The following is a 16,989-nucleotide window of genomic DNA, read 5'->3' as shown; positions in this document are numbered from 1 at the left end:
GTGCGGTCTACTGCGAATTGCCGGACGTTCGGCAGTCGAACCGCTGCTGGTATGAGGCGAAGCCTGCGAACGCTCTGCGAGGCCGCTGACCAGGGCGATCACGTTCATCGCGGGCTCCCGCAAAGGGTGCCGCGCGCGACTGAAGTGTGATAAAAAGAATGGCTTTGGATTTTCGGAATGAATTTTCCGAGAAGATAAAAGGATTGTATCACAGGGGGCAAGGTGTTGGCGAGCGAACAGGCACGGATCACCTCTCTGTATGAAAGGCTCGACGAAGAACGGAACAAAGCGGCCGCCGGTCTTGCGGCTGCACTGCGGGACACCGTCACCCCGCGACTGGACCGGGAGGCCTCCGTCGAGGTGCTCACCAGGGAACTGGGGAAGTACCGCGCGGCCGAGGTGGGTCTGTGCTTCGGCCGCATCGACTCGGAGAACGGCGACTGCACCTACATCGGACGAGTCGGGCTGTTCGACGACGACTTCGAACCACTGCTGCTGGACTGGCGCGCGCCCGCGGCGCGTCCGTTCTACACGGCGACCGCCGCGAACCCGGAGGGTGTCGTGCTGCGGCGGCACTTCCGGGTTCGTGACCGGGAGCTGTGCGACTTCCACGACGACGAACTGCTGACCGACACGGCCGCACTGCTCGACGCCCTCAACGCGCCGCGGACCGCGACGATGCGTGACATCGTCTCGACCATCCAGGCCGAGCAGGACGAGATCATCCGCTACTCGGGCCCCAGCGTGCTGGTGATCGAAGGTGGTCCAGGCACGGGCAAGACCGCCGTGGCCCTGCATCGCGTGGCATATCTGCTGTATACGCGTCGTGAACGCCTGTCGCGCCATGGAGTGTTGATCGTCGGCCCGAACACCGGCTTCCTCCACTACGTCGGCGACGTCCTGCCGTCGCTGGGGGAGACCGACGTCGTGTTCGCGACCCCCGGCGAGCTGTATCCCGGCATCGTCACCGACGTCGAGGACACTCCGGCGTTGCAACGGCTGAAGGGCGACATATCAGTCTTGGACCTGCTGGCCGTCGCCGTCGCCGACCGGCAGGAACTTCCCGACGAGCCCATCGAGATCGAGCTGGAGGACGTCGTCGTCCCGCTCGACGCGCACGTTGCCGCCGTCGCGCGGGAGAAGACGCGCTACTACGGACTGCCGCACAACGCCGCGCGCAAGTACTTCTTCCTCGCGCTCGCCGAGGAACTCGTCGCGCCGGCGATGCGGCTGATCGGCGTCGACTGGCCGGAGATAGAGGAGGACGTCCGCCACGAACTCCGGCGCAGCGCCGCATTGCGCGACGCCGTCGACAGGCTGTGGCCGCTGCTCACACCGGAGCAGTTGCTCGCCGACCTGTACGACGACCGCTGTCTCCGGATCGGCGCACCGGAACTGCACCGGCCAGATCCCGGAGCGTGGACGGTGTCCGACGTGCCGTTGCTGGACGAGCTCGCCGACCTGCTCGGGTCCGACGGAGCCGCGGAGCGCGCGGCGAAGCGAGAAGAGGAGGAGCAGCTCGAATACGCGCGCGGCGTCATGGACGTCCTGTCGATCGACAGGCGCGCGGACTCCGACGAGTACATCGTCACGGACTTCGTCGACGCAGAGGTGCTGGCCGCCCGGCATGAGACCCGCGACCAGCGCACTCTCGCCGAACGAGCCGCCGGCGACCGCACGTGGACCTATGGTCACGTCGTCGTGGACGAGGCGCAGGAACTGTCCGCAATGGACTGGCGCGTGCTCCTGCGTCGCTGCCCGAACAGGTCCATGACCGTCGTCGGCGACCTGGCCCAGCGCCAGGCGGCGGGCGGCGTCCGGAGCTGGGGATCGGTGTTCGACCGGTTCACCTACCGCAGGCTGGAGGTCAACTACCGCACCCCCGGCGAGATCATGGCCGTCGCCACCCCGGTCCTGAAGCTCGTCGACCCCGACGCGTCGGCGCCGGTGTCGGTGCGCAAGGCCGGAGTACGTCCGTGGGCTTGCCACGTCACTGATATATCGGCGGCGGTTCGCGACGAACTCGACGCGCACGCTGACGCGTGCAACGAACGGACGATCGCCGTCATCGGCGACGGCTGGATGCCGCCGAAAGCGGCGAAGGGCCTGGAGTTCGACGTCGTCCTCGTCGTCGAACCGCAACGCATGTCACCCAGCGAGCTGTACGTGGCGCTGACGAGGGCGACGCAACGGCTCGGCGTCCTGCACACCGAACCGTTGCCACGTCACCTACGAGGTCTCCTCTGAGACCCACGTGAGGTAGTCGTCGTTACCCCCGATCACGGGGGTGACGACGACCTCCGGCACGTCGTAGTCGTGGTTCGCCTTGATGTGCGCGACGAGTTGGTCGGCGCGGATGGCAGACGTCTTCACGACGCACTGCCACTCGTCGTCGACGCGCACCTCGCCGTCCCACCGGTAGACGCTGCGGATCGGCATGATCTGCACGCACGCGCCAAGTCGCGCCTCGACGATGCCTCTCGCCAGGATCTCGGCAGCCTCGGCGGAGCCGACCGTCGTCGTCACCACACTCGCACCACTCACAGGGCGTCGATCTCCTTCAGCAGCTGGTCCTTCAGTTCGGCGGGCGCGTACGACGCCCGCACGGCTTCCCGTGCGAAGCCGGCGAGCTCGTCGCGGCCGAACCCGAACCGCTCGTGGCACAGCAGGTACTCGCGGTCGAGATCGGTGTGGAACATGCCGGGGTCGTCGGTGCTGATCGTCACCGGCACGCCGGCCTCCACCAGCCGTGGCAAGGGATGCTCGTCCAGCGACATCACGGCACCCGTGCGGATGTTCGACGTCGGGCACACCTCCACCACGACGCCCTCGTCGGCGAGATGCCGCACCAGGTCAGGGTCCTGCACAGCGCTGACGCCGTGCCCGATCCGTTCGGCACGCAGATCGCGCAGCGCCGCCCAGATCTCACTGGGCTGCGTCGTCTCACCGGCATGCGGCACCATGTGCAGCCCGGCGTCGCGTGCCATCGCGAACGCCTCGCGGAACTTCGTCCTCGGCGAGTCCGACTCGAATCCACCCAAGCCGAACCCGACCAGCCCCTCGGGCCGGTACTCGGTCGCGAACCGCGCACTCGTCATGCCCCAGTCGCGGTCCCAGGTGCCGGGAACGTCGAAGATCCACTGCAACGTCACGCCGTGCACGGCGAGCGCCTCGTCGCGGCCTGCCTTCAACGCCTCGACGAGTTCGTCGGGCCCGATACCCGCTCGAAGGTGGCTGGTCGCGCTGATCGTCAACTCTGCGTACCGGACATTGGTCCGTGCGGCGTCACGCGCGTATCCGACGACGAGCGTGCGAACGTCCTCGCCGGTGGTCACGAGGTCGTTGACGATGCCGTACACCGTGATGAAGTGGCGGAAGTCCCTGAACTCGTAGAACTTGCGCAAAGCGGCCTCGTCGGCCGGCACCCGCCCGCCCGGGTGGTTGCGCGCGAGCGCGAGAACGGTGTCGACGGAAGCCGCGCCCACGAGGTGGACGTGCAGTTCGGCCTTCGGCAACGCGTGGACGAAGTCGGAAATGTGCACGGTCCATGCTCTCAGGTCAAGGGCCGTTCGACGGGTGACATGTCTTGCAGTCAAAGGAGAGGGTGCAGGGCGATCCCTGTCTCTGGCTTCCGCATTGGGGGTGCCTCGTGAGGGGCGCACGAAGAGTTGCACTGCTGACAGCGGTGCTGGTTCTGCCATTCCTGCCCACGACGGCCCAAGCCGCCGAAGGGCCGGTGTTCAAGGACGGCGAGGCGCAACCCGTCTTCGATCCGAAGGACGTGGTGAAGGAGAGCCTCTGGGTCCGGGCACCGGTCGACAGCGACCGCGACGGCAAGGACGACGAGGTCTACACCGAGGTCGTCCGGCCACGCGCCACCGAACGCGGTCTCAAGGTCCCCGTCGTCTACATGGTCAGCCCGTACTTCTCCGGCGGCAACGACGTCGCCAACCACAACGTCGACGTCGAGTTGTACGTGCCGGACAAGCGCAACGGCCGTTTGCTCAAGGCCTCCTCCGACGAACGCATCACCGCCGCCCTCGGCCCGAACCCGATCACGTCGGGTCGCTACGAGGCCTACTTCATCGCACGTGGGTACGCCGTCGTCTACGCCGAGTCGCTCGGCACCGGCAAGTCGACGGGCTGCCCGACGACGGGCGACGTCAACGAAACAGTCGGCGCGCGTGTCGTCGTCGACTGGCTCAACGGCCGTGCGACCGCTCGCACCGCGACGGGTGAAGCCATCAAGGCGACGTGGTCGACCGGCAAGACCGGAATGATGGGCGTCTCCTACAACGGAACGCTGCCCAACGCCGTCGCCTCGACCGGCGTACGTGGGCTCGAAGCCATCGTGCCGATCGCCGCGATCTCCAGCTGGTACGACTACTACCGCGCGGACGGCGCCGTCGTCGCACCCGGCACGTTCCAGGGCGAGGACGCCGACGTGCTCGCCGAGTACGTCTACACGCGCGCGGACAGGGAAATCTGCAAGCCGATCATCGCCGAGATCGCGAAGGACCAGGACCGCGTCACCGGTGACTACAGCCGGTTCTGGGACAAGCGCAACTACATGAACGACGTCCGCAAGGTCCGTGCGGCCGTGCTGGCGGTGCACGGGCTCAACGACTGGAACGTCAAGATGACCCACGTCGAGCAGTGGTACTCGGCGTTGAAGAAGACCGGTGCGCCGCACAAGATCTGGCTGCACCAGTCCGGGCACACGGACGCCGACACGCTGCGTTCGGTCGAGTGGCGGCGCACGCTCAACCGCTGGTTCACTCAGTACCTCTGGGGTCACCGCAACGGCGTCGACAAGGAACCGAAGGCGACGCTGCAGCGCGAGGACAAGACGTGGGTCGACGAGAAGGACTGGCCGGCTCCCGGCACGTCCGACGTGCGACTGCGGCTGTCCGCGGGCGGGTCCGCCAAGGGTGGTATCGGAGTCCTGCCCGGTCGCGGTGTCGAGAAGCTGACCGACGACGCGACGAAGACGGCTGAGTCGCTGATCGACCTGGCGACCTCGCCGAACCGTCTCTCCTACACGTCGGAGCCGGCGAAGAAGCCGGTGCGGCTGTCGGGCAGGTCGACGGCGAACCTGCGGGTTGCATTCGACCGGCCCGCGGCGAACGTGACGACGCTGCTCGTCGACCGCGCGCCGGACGGCAGGTCGCACGTCATCACGCGCGGTTCGACCGACCCGCAGAACCGGGAGCGGCCGGACAAGACGTCGCCGATCAAGCCCGGCAAGTTCTACGACGTCGCGGTGCCGATCGTGCCGGACGACTACGTCCTGCAGGCCGGTCACCGGCTCGAGTTCGTCGTGATCTCCAGCGACTACGACTACACGCTGCGCCCGCAGCCGGGTGCCGGACTGTCGCTGGACCTCACCCGGACGTCGGTGGAGCTGCCGGTCGTCGGCGGCTGGCGTTCCGTTTTCCAGTCGTTCTGACGTGTCGCCGCGCTTCGGTCTCCAGGGGCCGAAGCGCGGCAACCTAGCACCCACCCCCGACAGAACCCCGCTCCCGAGCACTCCAAGATCTCAACCTGTCCACAGCCGCTGAGTTGTCCACAACCTCGCGGCGACCCGGCTCACCACCCCGGCCCGCCCTCCACAGTGGGCCCATGCCCTCAACGCTCTCGAAGCCGATCCGAGTCCGTGACGCAGGCGATCTCTACGCCGCGATCCCGCACCTGATGGGGTTCCACCCGGCCGACTCGCTGGTCGTGCTGGTGCTGAAAGACCATCTGGTCAGCATGACCATGCGCGTCGACCTTCCACGCCCACGACATAGGGGTCTGCTCGCGGCCCAGCTGGAAGGCCCGCTGCAGGAACACGGCGCGTCGGAACTGATCCTCGTCGTCGTATGCGCGCCATCCGAGCACATGCCCGAAGAACTGCCGCACGAGCCACTGGTCACCGCCCTCAGACACCGGTTGGGCGGCATAGGCATCGAGGTCGTCGAAGCCGTGTGGCTGCCGTCGTGCCAGAAAGACGCGCAGTGGCTGTGCTATCTCGACATCGACTGTCACGGCACGTTGCCGGATCCTCAGCTGTCCGCTGTCGCCGCCGCGTCGGCACACGAGGGCAACGTGACGTTCGAGTCGCGCGCCGCCATGGCCGCGATCCTCACGCTGGATCCACCTGAAGCTCTGGAACGCAGATCCACGTTGCTCGACGAGCTCATGACGAGCTCGCCCGACGCCGACCCGTGCACCGAACTGCGCCGGGTGAGCGACGCGATCGACGCCGTGGAGCACCGCAAGGGATCGTTGCCGGACAAGGAGATCGTCGCTCTCGCGAAGGCGCTGGCGGTGCCCGAGGTGCGCGACGCGAGCATGGGGTTCGCAGCGCAACCCAGGTCCAGGCTGGCCGAACGCCTGTGGCTCGAGCTCACCAGAACTTGCCCGGCACCGGAACGAGCCGAGCCCGCGTGCCTGCTCGCGTTCTACGCCTACCAGCGCGGCGACGGCGGGATCGCGTCCATCGCGCTCGACGTGGCCGAGGAAGCCTGTCCCGGCCACGCGCTCGCCAAGCTCGTCCGAGCCGTCGTCAGCGCCGCGTTCCCGCCGTCGGAGATCCGGGAGCTGTCGGTCAAGTACATGGACAGCGCCCGTGAGCTCCTCGCCGGCACTCAGAGCAGTTCGGGCCGCTCCCAGTCCTGATCCAGGACGTGCTCGGCCAGGAAAGCCCACACCGTCTCGTACCAGATCCGAGAGTTTCCAGGGGTGAGGATCCAGTGGTTTTCGGTTGGGTAGTAGAGGTATTTCGCATTGACCCCGTGGCGGACGAGGTCGAAGTACAGGCGATGCCCCTCACCGATGGGAACCCGGTAGTCCTTGTCCCCGTGGATGACCAGCATCGGGGTCTTGATGTCGGCTACCCGCAGGTGCGGGGAGTTCGCCAGGATCCGTTCCGGCTGCGTGAGGGGATCGCCCATCTCCCGCATCCAGAAGTAGGAGCTGTCGGTGGCGCCGGAGAAGGCGTCGAGGTGCCACAAGGACGCGTGGGTGACGATCGCGCGGAACCGGTCGGTCTGGGTGGCGATCCAGTTGGCCATGTAGCCACCGAACGACCCGCCCATCGCGGCGGTACGGGACGCGTCGATGTCGGCCCGCTCGACCGCGACGTCCGTGATGGCCATGAGGTCGGTGTAGGGCTCGGCGCCCCAGCGGCCCCAGCCGGCCTTGATGAAGTCGGGCCCGTAGCCGGTCGACAGAGCGGGGTCGGGCAGCAGGACGGCGTAGCCGCGCGCGGCCATCAGCCACGGGTTCCAGCGCCAGGTCCAGCCGTTCCAGCTCATGACCGGGCCGCCGTGGACCCACAGGACCAGCGGGACGGGGGAGTCGGCGGAGGCGCCTTCCGGCAGCACCAGCCAGGAACGGACGGTCCTGCCGTCGGCGACGACCGTGGAGATCTCGGTGAGGGTGCCGGGCACGGAGGGGATGGCACCGGGCGCGCGCAGCCGTTCCGGGTCCTGATCGGCTCCGGTGGCGGCGAACCGCACTGGCTGCGGCGGGTGGTCGACCGAGTTGCGCAGCGCATACAGCGTCTTGCTGTCCGGGCTCACGACCAGATCGCTGTAGTAACCGGAGACCGTCAGCTTCGTGACCTCACCGGTTCCCAGGTCCAGCCGCCACAGCGGCTGGTGGCCGAGGTGGCTCGCGGTGAAGAAGACAGCCGAACCGTCCGGGCTCACCACCGGGTGGTCCGGTTCCTCCTGGAAACCGGCAGCCAGTGGCGTGATCGAGTCGCCGCTCAGTTCGACGCGTACCAGCTCGCGCCGGTGTGGCGAGTCCGAAGTGGACTCGCGGAACCGGATGGCGATCACGGCAGAGGAGTCGTGCGTGAACGTGGCTCCGTGGAAGGAGAAACCCTCCTCGGATGCGATCGCCCTCGACGCACCACCGCTCGTGGCCACGATTCGCAGTTCTGTCCTGCGGCCGTAGGAGGCGCTGACGTCCACGGCGTGGCCGTAGACAGCCCACTTCCCGTCCGGGCTGAGCGCGACGTCCTCGTCGCTGAGCCTGGTCTCGGAGTCCTGGCTCAGGTCGGTGATCGTCTCGGCGGTGACGCCCGCGAGAGACGCCGCCAGCAGCCGCGGGTAGGCCGGACCGAGGTCCGCGTCCCAGTACCGGATCGGGTACGACTCGTGCAGGATCGCTGTCACGCCGGCGTCCTCGCGGGCCTTGCGCTTGGCGTTGTCCTCGTCGCCGAACTCCGTGAAGCGGTACGCCGACGACGTGAACAGCACCGTCTCCCCGGCGGCACGCACCTGACCGACTCCGCCGCCCGGTCGCAGCACCTCGGCGGCCTCACCGCGGACCGGAAGCCGCCACAGCGCCTTCTTCTCCTTGGACTCGCCCGGCTTCGCGAGCGGGTCCGGGCGGGCCGAGAGGAACAGCAGCGACCCGTCCGCCGCGAACACGGGGGAGGAGTCGCCCTTGGCGGAGCGGGTGAGCCGGACGGCCTCCCGCTCGCCGGTGGGGTCGACCTCCCAGAGAGCCCCCTGCCACGTCTTGCCGTCCGGCGCGAGTGTGGACACGACCGTGACGAGCCGGGTGCCGTCCGGGGACAGCGCGAGCGACGCGAGCCGCGCGGTGGCGGTGTAGCTCTCGAAGGAGGCGAAGTCGGTCATCCCGGCTCAGGCTCCGTGCCGGGCGCGGGTGAACTCCCACGCGTCGCGGACGATGCCGGTGATGTCGGCGCGCTCGGGCTTCCAGCCGAGGTCGGCGCGAGCCCGCTCGGCGGAGGCGACCAGCACGGCCGGGTCGCCGGCGCGGCGGGCAGCGACGACGGCGGGGATCGAGTGGCCGGTGACCTCGCGGCAGGTGTCGACGACCTGCTTGACCGAGAAGCCGGTGCCGTTGCCCAGGTTGTAGATCCGGTGCTCGCCGGCGGTGGCGTTCTCGAGCGCCAGGAGGTGGGCGTCGGCGAGGTCCAGGACGTGGATGTAGTCGCGGACGCAGGTGCCGTCCTCGGTGGGCCAGTCCTCGCCGTAGATCGAGATGTGCTCGCGCTGCCCGAGCGCGACCTGCAGCACGAGCGGGATGAGGTGGGTCTCGGTCGCGTGCCGCTCGCCGATGCTGCCGTAGGCGCCGGCGACGTTGAAGTACCGCAGGCTCGTCGCCGCCAGGCCGTGCGCGGCGGCGTACGACGTGATCGCGTGGTCGATGGCCAGCTTGGTGGCGCCGTAGGTGTTGGTGGGCGCGGTCGGGGCGGTCTCGGGGATCGGAACCTCCCGCGGCTCGCCGTACGTCGCGGCAGTCGAGGAGAAGACGAGCTTCGGCGTGCCGTGCTCCTTCATCGCGTCGAGGAGACGAATCGCGGTAAGGACGTTGCCCGTCCAGTACTTGCCTGGGTCCTGCATGGATTCGCCCACGAGGGACTTCGCCGCGAAGTGCAGAACGCCGTCGAACCCTTCCGCGAGGACATCGCCGATCACCTCGGCGATGTCACCCCGGATGAAGCGCGCTCCCGCGGGGACGGCGTCCTCGTGGCCGGTGGAGAGGTCGTCGAGGACGACCACCTCGTGCCCGGCTTCGAGCAACCTGGCAGCGCACACACTGCCGACGTATCCGGCCCCGCCCGTGACGAGCAGCTTCACCACAGTCCTCGCATTCCTGATCAAGATCGTTCTTGGCTACCGGTCCCTGCCCGCGCCCGCGGACGGAACCGCCGTGAAGAGCCTCGGCCGCGTGAGCGAGCGCGAGGCGAAACCGGCGAGCACGGACCGCTCGACCTCGTCGTGCCGTTCGACGGGCACGAGGGCGATGGCCGAGCCACCGAAACCGCCGCCGACCATCCGGGCACCCAGGGCGCCGGCCGCCATCGCGGAGTCGACGGCGACGTCGAGCTCGAGGCACGAGACCCGGTAGTCGTCCCGGAGGCTTGCGTGGGAGCCCGAGAGGAGAGGCCCGACCTCGGCGAGCCGGCCCGCGCGGAGCAGCTCGACGGTGCGCAGGACCCTGTCGTTCTCGGTCACGACGTGCCGCACCAGCGGACGCAGCTCTTCGGGCAGCCGGACGAGCGTCTGGTCGAGCTCGGCGATGTCGATGTCACGCAGGGCGGGGATGCCGAGGATGCCGGCGGCGCGCTCGCACCCCGCCCGCCGGGCGCCGTAGCCGCCGTCGACGAGGGCGTGGCTGGCGCGCGTGTCGATGACGAGGACCTCGAGCCCGCTGGCAGCCGCGTCGAACGCGACCTGCTCGGGCTTGCCGGAGCGCACGTCGTAAAACAAGGCGTGCGCTTCGATGCAGCACAGCGATGCCGTCTGGTCCAGGATGCCGGTCGGAGCGCCCACGAAGTCGTTCTCGGAGCGCTGCACCCAGCGCGCGATGTCCGCCCGCTCGGCGTCGGAGCCGGCGAGGCCGAGCAGCGCGAGCGCGACGGCGCACTCGAGGGCGTGCGAGGAGGACAGGCCGGCGCCGGCGGGCACGTCGCCCGCGATGACGAGGTCCGCCCCGCCGGTGACGGCGATCCCCTGCTCCCGCAGGGCCCAGGCGACGCCACCGGGGTACGCGGCCCACCCCTTGACGGTGCCGGGGACTAGGTCGGCGACCACGACCGGGTCCGCTTCCTGCAGCCCGCCGTCGTCGCCCATCGTGCTGACGGTCATGACGCCGTCGGCACGGGGCGATGCCGCCACCGCGATGCGGTGGGGCAACGCGAACGGCAGCACGTAGCCGTCGTTGTAGTCGGTGTGCTCACCGATGAGGTTGACGCGGCCCGGGGCCGACCAGACCCCATCGGGCGCGCGTCCGTGCAGGCGCTGGAACGCCTCGGCCGCCTTCGCCGCCGGTGTCGTCGCCTGGGTCACCGGGCGAGCACCATGACGGCGTGGGCGACCGCGGGGTCGAGCTCTGCCGCGGTGCCGTTGCCGCCGCGCACGTGAATGACCTTGGCGCCACCGAGCGCCTCGACCTCCACGGTGCCGCCCGGTACGACGCCGGCGGCCTTGAGCTCGGCCATCAGGTCCGGGTCCAGCTGGACGTGCTCGGCGATGCGGCGCACCTCGACGCGGCCGCCACCGCGGCGGGCCACCTCGTCCACGCGCACCAGGTCCGCCTCGGCGGGCGGGGCGGGCTCGCCGTCGCCCAGCTTGTCGAGGCCGGGGATCGGGTTGCCGTAGGGCGAGGTGGTGGGGTTGCCGAGCAGCTTGATGAGCTTGCGCTCGACGGCCTCGCTCATCACGTGCTCCCAGCGGCATGCCTCGCTGTGCACGTGCTCCCACTCAAGCCCGATGATGTCCACGAGGAGGCGCTCGGCGAGCCGGTGCTTGCGCATGACGGCGATCGCGAGGTTGCGGCCCTGCTCGGTGAGCTCGAGGTGGCGGTCCTCCGCCACGATCACCAGGCCGTCGCGTTCCATGCGGCCGACGGTCTGGCTCACCGTCGGTCCACTTTGGCCGAGGCGCTCGGCGATGCGGGCGCGCAGAGGCACCACGCCCTCTTCTTCGAGCTCGTAGATCGTGCGGAGATACATCTCCGTGGTGTCGATGAGGTCGTTCACACCCGCTCCCCTTCGTATGGTGTCGATGGTAGTCGTGCCGGGGGACACAGGTGTCCGCGCGGGTGCAGGATGTGAGCCGTGCATCCCTTGATCACTCCTGAGGCCCTCGCCGATGCGCTGAGTGCGCGTTCGGCCACCGTCGTGCTGGACGTCCGGTGGCGTCTCGGCGGACCACCCGGACGCCAAGACTACGAGGTCAGCCACGTCCCCGGCGCGGTGTACTTGGATCTGGACACCGAGCTGTCCGCTCCGCCCGGTGCCGGGGGCCGTCATCCGCTGCCGGAACCGGAGCGGTTGCAGGAGGTGTTGCGCGCCGCGGGGGTGCGTGAGGGTGCTCAGGTCGTGGCGTACGACGCAGCGGACGGCTCGGTCGCCGCACGGGTCTGGTGGCTGCTGCGGTGGGCGGGGTTCGGCGAGGTCGCGGTGCTGGACGGCGGGTTCGCCGCGTGGGAGGCCGCCGGGCTGCCGGTGACCGCGGAGGTGCCGGCGCCGCTGACGGGGGATGCCGCCGGTGACGTGGTGGTGCGGCCCGGGCAGATGCCCGTGCTCGACGCGGACGAGGCGGCGGCGCTCGCTCAGGACGGCGTGCTGCTCGACGCTCGGGCGGCCGCCCGGTACCGCGGCGAGACCGAGCCTGTGGATCCCAAGGCCGGGCACATCCCAGGTGCGCTCAACGCCCCGACCACCGGGCACGTCGGAGCAGACGGGCGGTGGCTCGGGCCGGAGGCGCTGGCCGCGCGGTTCGCCGGGCTCGGGGTGTCGGGTGATGTGGCTATCGGTGCTTACTGCGGGTCGGGGGTGACCGCCTCGTCCGTGGTGCTCGCGCTGGAGGTCGCGGGGATCACGTCGGCCGGGGGGCCGGCGGCGTTGTACGCCGGGTCGTGGTCCAACTGGTGTGCGCTGGACCGGGAGGTCGCGACCGGCGGCTGACTGGCCCGGGAGCCGCCGGACGCTCGCGTCAGGCGGCGGGGATCCGGTTGAAGCCCTCGGTGGCGAGCTTCAGGGCCGTCGCGCAGGTGTCCATCTCCTCGATCGCGAGGACGTTCACCGAGAAGGCCGACGTGATGACGGTCGGGTCGTCGGTCAGCATGACGGTGACCTGGCAGTCCTCCTTGGAGGCGCTGACCTGCCACGCGGTGTTGCCGCCGATCTCGATCTGCTTCTTCTCGCCTTCCTGGTCCACCACGTCGGGGACGGTGACCATCTGGGTGATGACGGTCGACGGGCCGGTGGTGGTGTGGATGCAGCCGCCGTCCGCCGAGGACTTGCCGCCGGTGGCCGCCTCGATGTCCGCCGTCTTGAGGATGCCGCAGGTCTCGAGGCCGGTCGCCTTCTTCTTGGTGGCGATCTTCACATCGCCCTGCTTCTGCGGGGTGGGGTCCGCCGGCTTCGAGGCCGCGGTGCTGGTGGGCGGCTTCTTCGAGGGCGTGGTGGGGTCCGGGGCTTCTTGAGTCGCGTTGGCGTCGGCCCTGGCCTGGCCCTTGACCTGTTCGGCGCACCCCGAGACGGCGGCGAGGGTCAGGCCCAGTGCGAGGAGGACGGCCGCTGGTCGCAGGTGCATGTCGCCTCTGACCCCTGTTCGGTGAGATCGGTTCCGGGCTCGCGACTGTAGGTTGCTGGGCATGGGTAAGCCAGCCGCTGTTGTCTGGGACAGGTCCTTCCTGGGGTACGACCTCGGTGGCGACCATCCGCTGAATCCGGTGCGGCTCGATCTGACCATCAGGCTCGCCACGGCGCTCGGGGTGCTCGACGGCATCGAGATGCGGGTGCCCGAGCCGGCCGTCGACGACGAGATCGAGCTGGTGCACAAGCCGGGCTACCTGAGTGCCGTGCAGGCGGCTCCCACGGCTGGGTGGGACGTCGGGCACGGGCTGGGGACGCCGGACAACCCCGTGTTCGAGCGGATGCACGAGGCTTCGGCGCTGGTGGTCGGCGGGTCGCTGGCGGCGGCTCGTGCCATCGCGTCGGGTGAGGCGGACCGGGCCGTCAACATCGCCGGAGGGTTGCACCACGCGATGCCGGACAGCGCGGCCGGGTTCTGCGTCTACAACGACTGCGCGGTGGCCATCGAGTGGTTGCTGCGCAGCGGGGTGGAGCGCATCGCTTACGTCGACGTCGACGTGCATCACGGAGACGGGGTGCAGACGGCGTTCTGGGACGACCCGCGGGTGCTGACGATCTCGTTGCACCAGCACCCGATGAGCCTGTGGCCAGGCACCGGGTGGGCCGGTGAGGTCGGAGGCGCCGGGGCCGAGGGCAGTGCGGTCAACGTGCCGTTGCCCGCCGGGACGCGGGACGGCGCGTGGATGCGGGCGTTCCACGCGACGGTGCCGTCGTTGTTGCGGGCGTTCCGGCCGCAGGTGCTGGTCACGCAGTGCGGTGTCGACACGCACAAGGAGGATCCGCTCGCGGACCTGTCGTTGAGCGTGGACGGGCACCGGGCGATCTATCAGGCGTTCCGCGACCTGGTCATCGAGCACGGCTACAAGTGGCTCGCACTCGGTGGCGGCGGGTACGAGCTGCTCAGGGTGGTGCCGCGGTCGTGGACGCACCTGCTGGCCACGGTGCTGGACCGCGACGTCGACCCGAACCGGCCGTTGCCGGCCGACTGGGTGGCCCATGCGACGCGGATCGCACCCGAGTGGCCTTTGCCTGCGTCCATGACCGATGGGTGCGACGCTGGGTACCAGCCGTGGGGCGGAGACGCGGAAGAGCCGGTGGACAAGGCGGTTCGCGAGACGCGTCGCGCGGTATTCCCCTTGCACGGACTTGATCCCGACGACCCCAGGGACTGACACCGGTGCCGGACAGCGCGAGAGATCCGTTCGACTTCCCGAGGACCTGGGAGGCGGACGTCGTGCTCAGCGACGGCCGCACCGTCCACCTGCGGCCGATCACACCTGACGACAGCGAGAAGCTGCGGGAGTTCCACGGCCGGCTGTCGGAACGGACGCGGTACTTCCGGTACTTCGGGCCGTACCCGCGGATCCCGCAGCGCGACCTGGAGCGGTTCAGCACCGTCGACCACCACGACCGGGTGGCGCTCATCGCCCTGCTGGGCGACGACATCGTCGCTGTCGGCCGGTTCGACCGGCTCCAGGGTGACAAACACGGTGACCACCGGGGAGAAGCCCATCGGGGCGACAGCGCCGAGGTCGCGTTCGTCGTCGAGGACGGGCATCAGGGGCGCGGGCTGGGCAGCATCCTGCTCGAACACCTCGCCGCCGCGGCCAAGGAGGTCGGGCTGGCCCGGTTCGAGGCCGAGGTGCTCGCCGAGAACGGGCAGATGGTGCGGGTGTTCCGCGACGCCGGCTACCAGGTCAGCAGGGCGTTCGAGGAGGGCGTGCTGCACCTGGAGTTCGCGATCGACCCGACCGACGAGTCCGTCGCCGTCGCCAGAGCACGCGAGCAGGCCGCCGAGGCCCGCAGCGTGCACAACCTGCTGCACCCGCGCAGCATCGCCGTCATCGGCGCGTCCACCGACCCGACCAAGATCGGGCACGCGGTCCTCAAGAACCTCCTCGAAGCCGACTTCAACGGACCCGTCTACCCCGTCAACGCCGAGCACCGGGCGGTCCGGGGCGTCCGCGCCTACCCGACCGTCCTCGACATCCCCGACGACGTCGACCTCGCCGTCGTCGCCGTGCCCGCGGCCAGCGTCGACGAGGTCATGGACGGGTGTCTCGCCAAGGGCGTGAAGGCGCTCGTCGTCGTCAGTTCCGGCTACGGCGAGACGGGACCCGACGGGCTGTCGGCCGAACGCAGGCTCGCGGCGGAGGCGAGAGCGCACGGCATGCGCGTCGTCGGTCCGAACGCACTGGGCGTGATCAACCTCGACCCCAAGGTCCGCCTCAACGCGAGCCTCGCCCCGAAGCTGCCCGCACGCGGCCGCGCGGGGTTCTTCTGCCAGTCCGGTGCCCTCGGCACGGCCATCCTCGCCAACGCCGCGGGCTGGGGCCTCGGCCTGTCCACGTTCGTCTCGGCCGGCAACCGCGCCGACGTCTCCGGCAACGACCTGCTGCAGTACTGGGAGACCGATCCCTCCACCGACGTCGTCCTGCTCTACCTGGAGTCGTTCGGCAACCCCCGCAAGTTCGCGCGGCTCGCCCGCAGGCTCGGCCGCACCAAGCCCATCGTCGCGGTGAAGTCCGGCCGGCACGCCGTCGTCCCCGGCCTCGCCGCGACCGGCGCGAAGGTCGACGAGGCGAGCGTCCAAGCCCTGTTCGAGCAGGCCGGCGTGATCCGGGTCGACTCGCTGGCGCAACTGTTCGACACCGCGCTCCTGCTGGCCCACCAGCCGCTGCCCAAGGGCAGGCGCGTCGCCGTCGTCGGCAACTCCACCGCGATCGGCCTGCTCGCCGCCGACACGCTGCTCGCCCAGGACCTCGACCTCGCGGGCGATCCCGTCGACGTCGGCGCCCAGGCGACGCCTGAGGAGTTCGCGAAGGCCGTCCAGGAGGCCCTGGATCGCTCCGATACCGACGCCCTCGTCGTCGTGTTCGTGCCCCCGATCGCGGTCCCCGGCGCCGCCTACGCCCGCGCGCTCAAGGAAGCCGCACACCGCACGAAACCGATCGTCTCCACGTTCCTCGCGGTCGAGGGCATCCCCGACGAGCTCAAGATGCCCGGGAAGGGCTCGATCCCCAGCTACGCCAGTCCCGAACGCGCCGTGCTCGCCCTGGCCCGCACCATCCGCTACGCCCGCTGGCGCGCCGCACCGCAGGGCACCTTCGTCCGGCCCGGCGGCATCGACCTCGACCGAGCCCGATCCATTGTGGACAACCCGGTCAGCGAGCTCCGCCTCGACGACCGCAAGGCCGTCGAACTGCTGGAGTGCTACGGCATCGACGTCGTCCCGTTCCGCATCGCCCACAGCGAGGCCGAGGCCGTCGAGGCGGCTGACGAGCTCGGCTACCCCGTCGCGATGAAGGCGACCAGCGAACGCCTGCGCCACCGCACCGACCTGGTCGGCGTCCGGCTCGACATCGCCCAGGGGGAATCGGTCAAGGCCGCCTACCACGACCTCGCCGCACTCTCCGGAAAACCGGACGTGTACGTGCAACGCATGGCCCCCAAGGGAGTCAGCTGCGTCCTGGGCCTGCAGGACGACCCGAGCTTCGGCACGCTGGTCTGGTTCGGACTGTCGGGTCTGGTCAGCGACCTACTCGGCGACCGGGCCTACCGGGCGGTACCCCTCACCGACACCGACGCGGCGGAACTCGTTGCGGCACCGAAAGCAGCGCCTCTGCTCACCGGCTACCGAGGCGATGAACCAGCGGACCTGAAAGCACTTCAGGATCTGGTACTCCGTTTGGCGGCACTGGCCGAGGACCTTCCGGAGGTGCGTTCGCTCAAGCTCGAACCCGTTCTTGCTTCTGCCGCAGGGGCTTTCGTGAGCAGCGCGCGCATCGTGATCGGCCCGCCTCCGTCCCTGCACGACGCCGGTCCACGCCGTCTGAGGTGACCGCGGTACTGATGAG

General features: G+C 69.7%; 13 protein-coding genes. 6 read left to right on the top strand and 7 right to left on the bottom strand.

The annotated features are described in order from the left end of the window. Positions 1 to 222: 222 nt before the first annotated feature. Positions 223 to 2,247, top strand: coding sequence for a helicase domain-containing protein (locus tag DFR72_RS42515; protein WP_281273468.1), 2,025 nt, complete (start codon positions 223 to 225; stop codon positions 2,245 to 2,247). Here the strand turns inward: DFR72_RS42515 and cutA are convergent. Continuing rightward, on the bottom strand, positions 2,230 to 2,544 hold the full coding sequence (gene cutA / locus DFR72_RS42510; RefSeq protein ID WP_245983929.1) for a divalent-cation tolerance protein CutA: 315 nt from the start codon (positions 2,542 to 2,544) through the stop codon (positions 2,230 to 2,232). The two genes, DFR72_RS42515 and cutA, sit on opposite strands and share 18 nt — an antisense overlap. Further along, positions 2,541 to 3,542 carry an adenosine deaminase gene (gene add, locus DFR72_RS42505; protein ID WP_245983927.1) on the bottom strand — a complete coding sequence of 334 codons (1,002 nt, stop codon included), beginning with the start codon at positions 3,540 to 3,542 and terminating at the stop codon, positions 2,541 to 2,543. The genes cutA and add overlap by 4 nt, the downstream gene beginning before the upstream one ends. A gap of 107 nt (positions 3,543 to 3,649) precedes the next feature. Between add and DFR72_RS42500 the strand changes: the two genes are divergently transcribed. Then, positions 3,650 to 5,449 carry a Xaa-Pro dipeptidyl-peptidase gene (locus DFR72_RS42500; protein ID WP_090073322.1) on the top strand — a complete coding sequence of 600 codons (1,800 nt, stop codon included), beginning with the start codon at positions 3,650 to 3,652 and terminating at the stop codon, positions 5,447 to 5,449. Between the two features lie 173 nt (positions 5,450 to 5,622). Further along, a complete protein-coding gene (locus tag DFR72_RS42495) occupies positions 5,623 to 6,663 on the top strand; it encodes a DUF4192 domain-containing protein (RefSeq protein ID WP_090073324.1) in 1,041 nt (346 codons plus the stop codon). Here the strand turns inward: DFR72_RS42495 and DFR72_RS42490 are convergent. From DFR72_RS42490 to DFR72_RS42475, 4 genes are read right to left on the bottom strand one after another with little or no spacing between them, the layout of a single operon-like run. Beyond that, on the bottom strand, positions 6,633 to 8,636 hold the full coding sequence (locus tag DFR72_RS42490) for a S9 family peptidase (protein WP_090073326.1): 2,004 nt from the start codon (positions 8,634 to 8,636) through the stop codon (positions 6,633 to 6,635). The genes DFR72_RS42495 and DFR72_RS42490 overlap by 31 nt on opposite strands. A gap of 6 nt (positions 8,637 to 8,642) precedes the next feature. Continuing rightward, complete coding sequence (galE, locus tag DFR72_RS42485; RefSeq protein ID WP_090073502.1) at positions 8,643 to 9,605, bottom strand: UDP-glucose 4-epimerase GalE; 963 nt, start codon at positions 9,603 to 9,605, stop codon at positions 8,643 to 8,645. A 36-nt stretch (positions 9,606 to 9,641) separates the two neighbouring features. Beyond that, positions 9,642 to 10,817, bottom strand: coding sequence for a galactokinase (gene galK / locus DFR72_RS42480; protein WP_090073328.1), 1,176 nt, complete (start codon positions 10,815 to 10,817; stop codon positions 9,642 to 9,644). Next, positions 10,814 to 11,509, bottom strand: coding sequence for an iron-dependent transcriptional repressor DtxR (locus DFR72_RS42475; RefSeq protein WP_090073330.1), 696 nt, complete (start codon positions 11,507 to 11,509; stop codon positions 10,814 to 10,816). Before DFR72_RS42475 ends, galK begins: the two co-directional genes overlap by 4 nt. Before the next feature lie 78 nt (positions 11,510 to 11,587). Here DFR72_RS42475 and DFR72_RS42470 point away from each other — a divergent pair, with 78 nt between their 5' ends. Beyond that, the gene (locus DFR72_RS42470) at positions 11,588 to 12,439 is read left to right on the top strand and encodes a sulfurtransferase (RefSeq protein ID WP_090073332.1); all 852 of its coding nucleotides are present in this window, start codon (positions 11,588 to 11,590) and stop codon (positions 12,437 to 12,439) included. A gap of 28 nt (positions 12,440 to 12,467) precedes the next feature. Here the strand turns inward: DFR72_RS42470 and DFR72_RS42465 are convergent, their stop codons facing one another. After that, positions 12,468 to 13,070, bottom strand: a complete 603-nt coding sequence (locus DFR72_RS42465) for a DUF3558 domain-containing protein (protein WP_090073335.1) — start codon at positions 13,068 to 13,070, stop codon at positions 12,468 to 12,470. Between the two features lie 61 nt (positions 13,071 to 13,131). Here DFR72_RS42465 and DFR72_RS42460 point away from each other — a divergent pair, with 61 nt between their 5' ends. Beyond that, positions 13,132 to 14,304, top strand: a complete 1,173-nt coding sequence (locus DFR72_RS42460; protein WP_090073337.1) for an acetoin utilization protein AcuC — start codon at positions 13,132 to 13,134, stop codon at positions 14,302 to 14,304. Between the two features lie 5 nt (positions 14,305 to 14,309). Beyond that, positions 14,310 to 16,973 (top strand): bifunctional acetate--CoA ligase family protein/GNAT family N-acetyltransferase, encoded by a 2,664-nt coding sequence (locus tag DFR72_RS42455; RefSeq protein WP_090073339.1) that lies wholly within the window; start codon positions 14,310 to 14,312, stop codon positions 16,971 to 16,973. Positions 16,974 to 16,989: the final 16 nt, after the last annotated feature.

The sequence above is a fragment of the Lentzea flaviverrucosa genome, assembly GCF_003350445.1.
Taxonomy (GTDB): Bacteria; Actinomycetota; Actinomycetes; order Mycobacteriales; family Pseudonocardiaceae; genus Lentzea; species Lentzea californiensis.
This window is presented reverse-complemented; position numbering and strand designations above follow the sequence as displayed.

What these genes read in the sequence shown, in the direction of transcription:
- DFR72_RS42495 (WP_090073324.1), top strand. Translation starts at nt 5,623, where the DNA reads ATGCCCTCAACGCTCTCGAAGCCGATCCGAGTCCGTGACGCAGGCGAT.
- DFR72_RS42490 (WP_090073326.1), bottom strand. Translation starts at nt 8,636, where the DNA reads ATGACCGACTTCGCCTCCTTCGAGAGCTACACCGCCACCGCGCGGCTC.
- DFR72_RS42465 (WP_090073335.1), bottom strand. Translation starts at nt 13,070, where the DNA reads ATGCACCTGCGACCAGCGGCCGTCCTCCTCGCACTGGGCCTGACCCTC.
- DFR72_RS42460 (WP_090073337.1), top strand. Translation starts at nt 13,132, where the DNA reads ATGGGTAAGCCAGCCGCTGTTGTCTGGGACAGGTCCTTCCTGGGGTAC.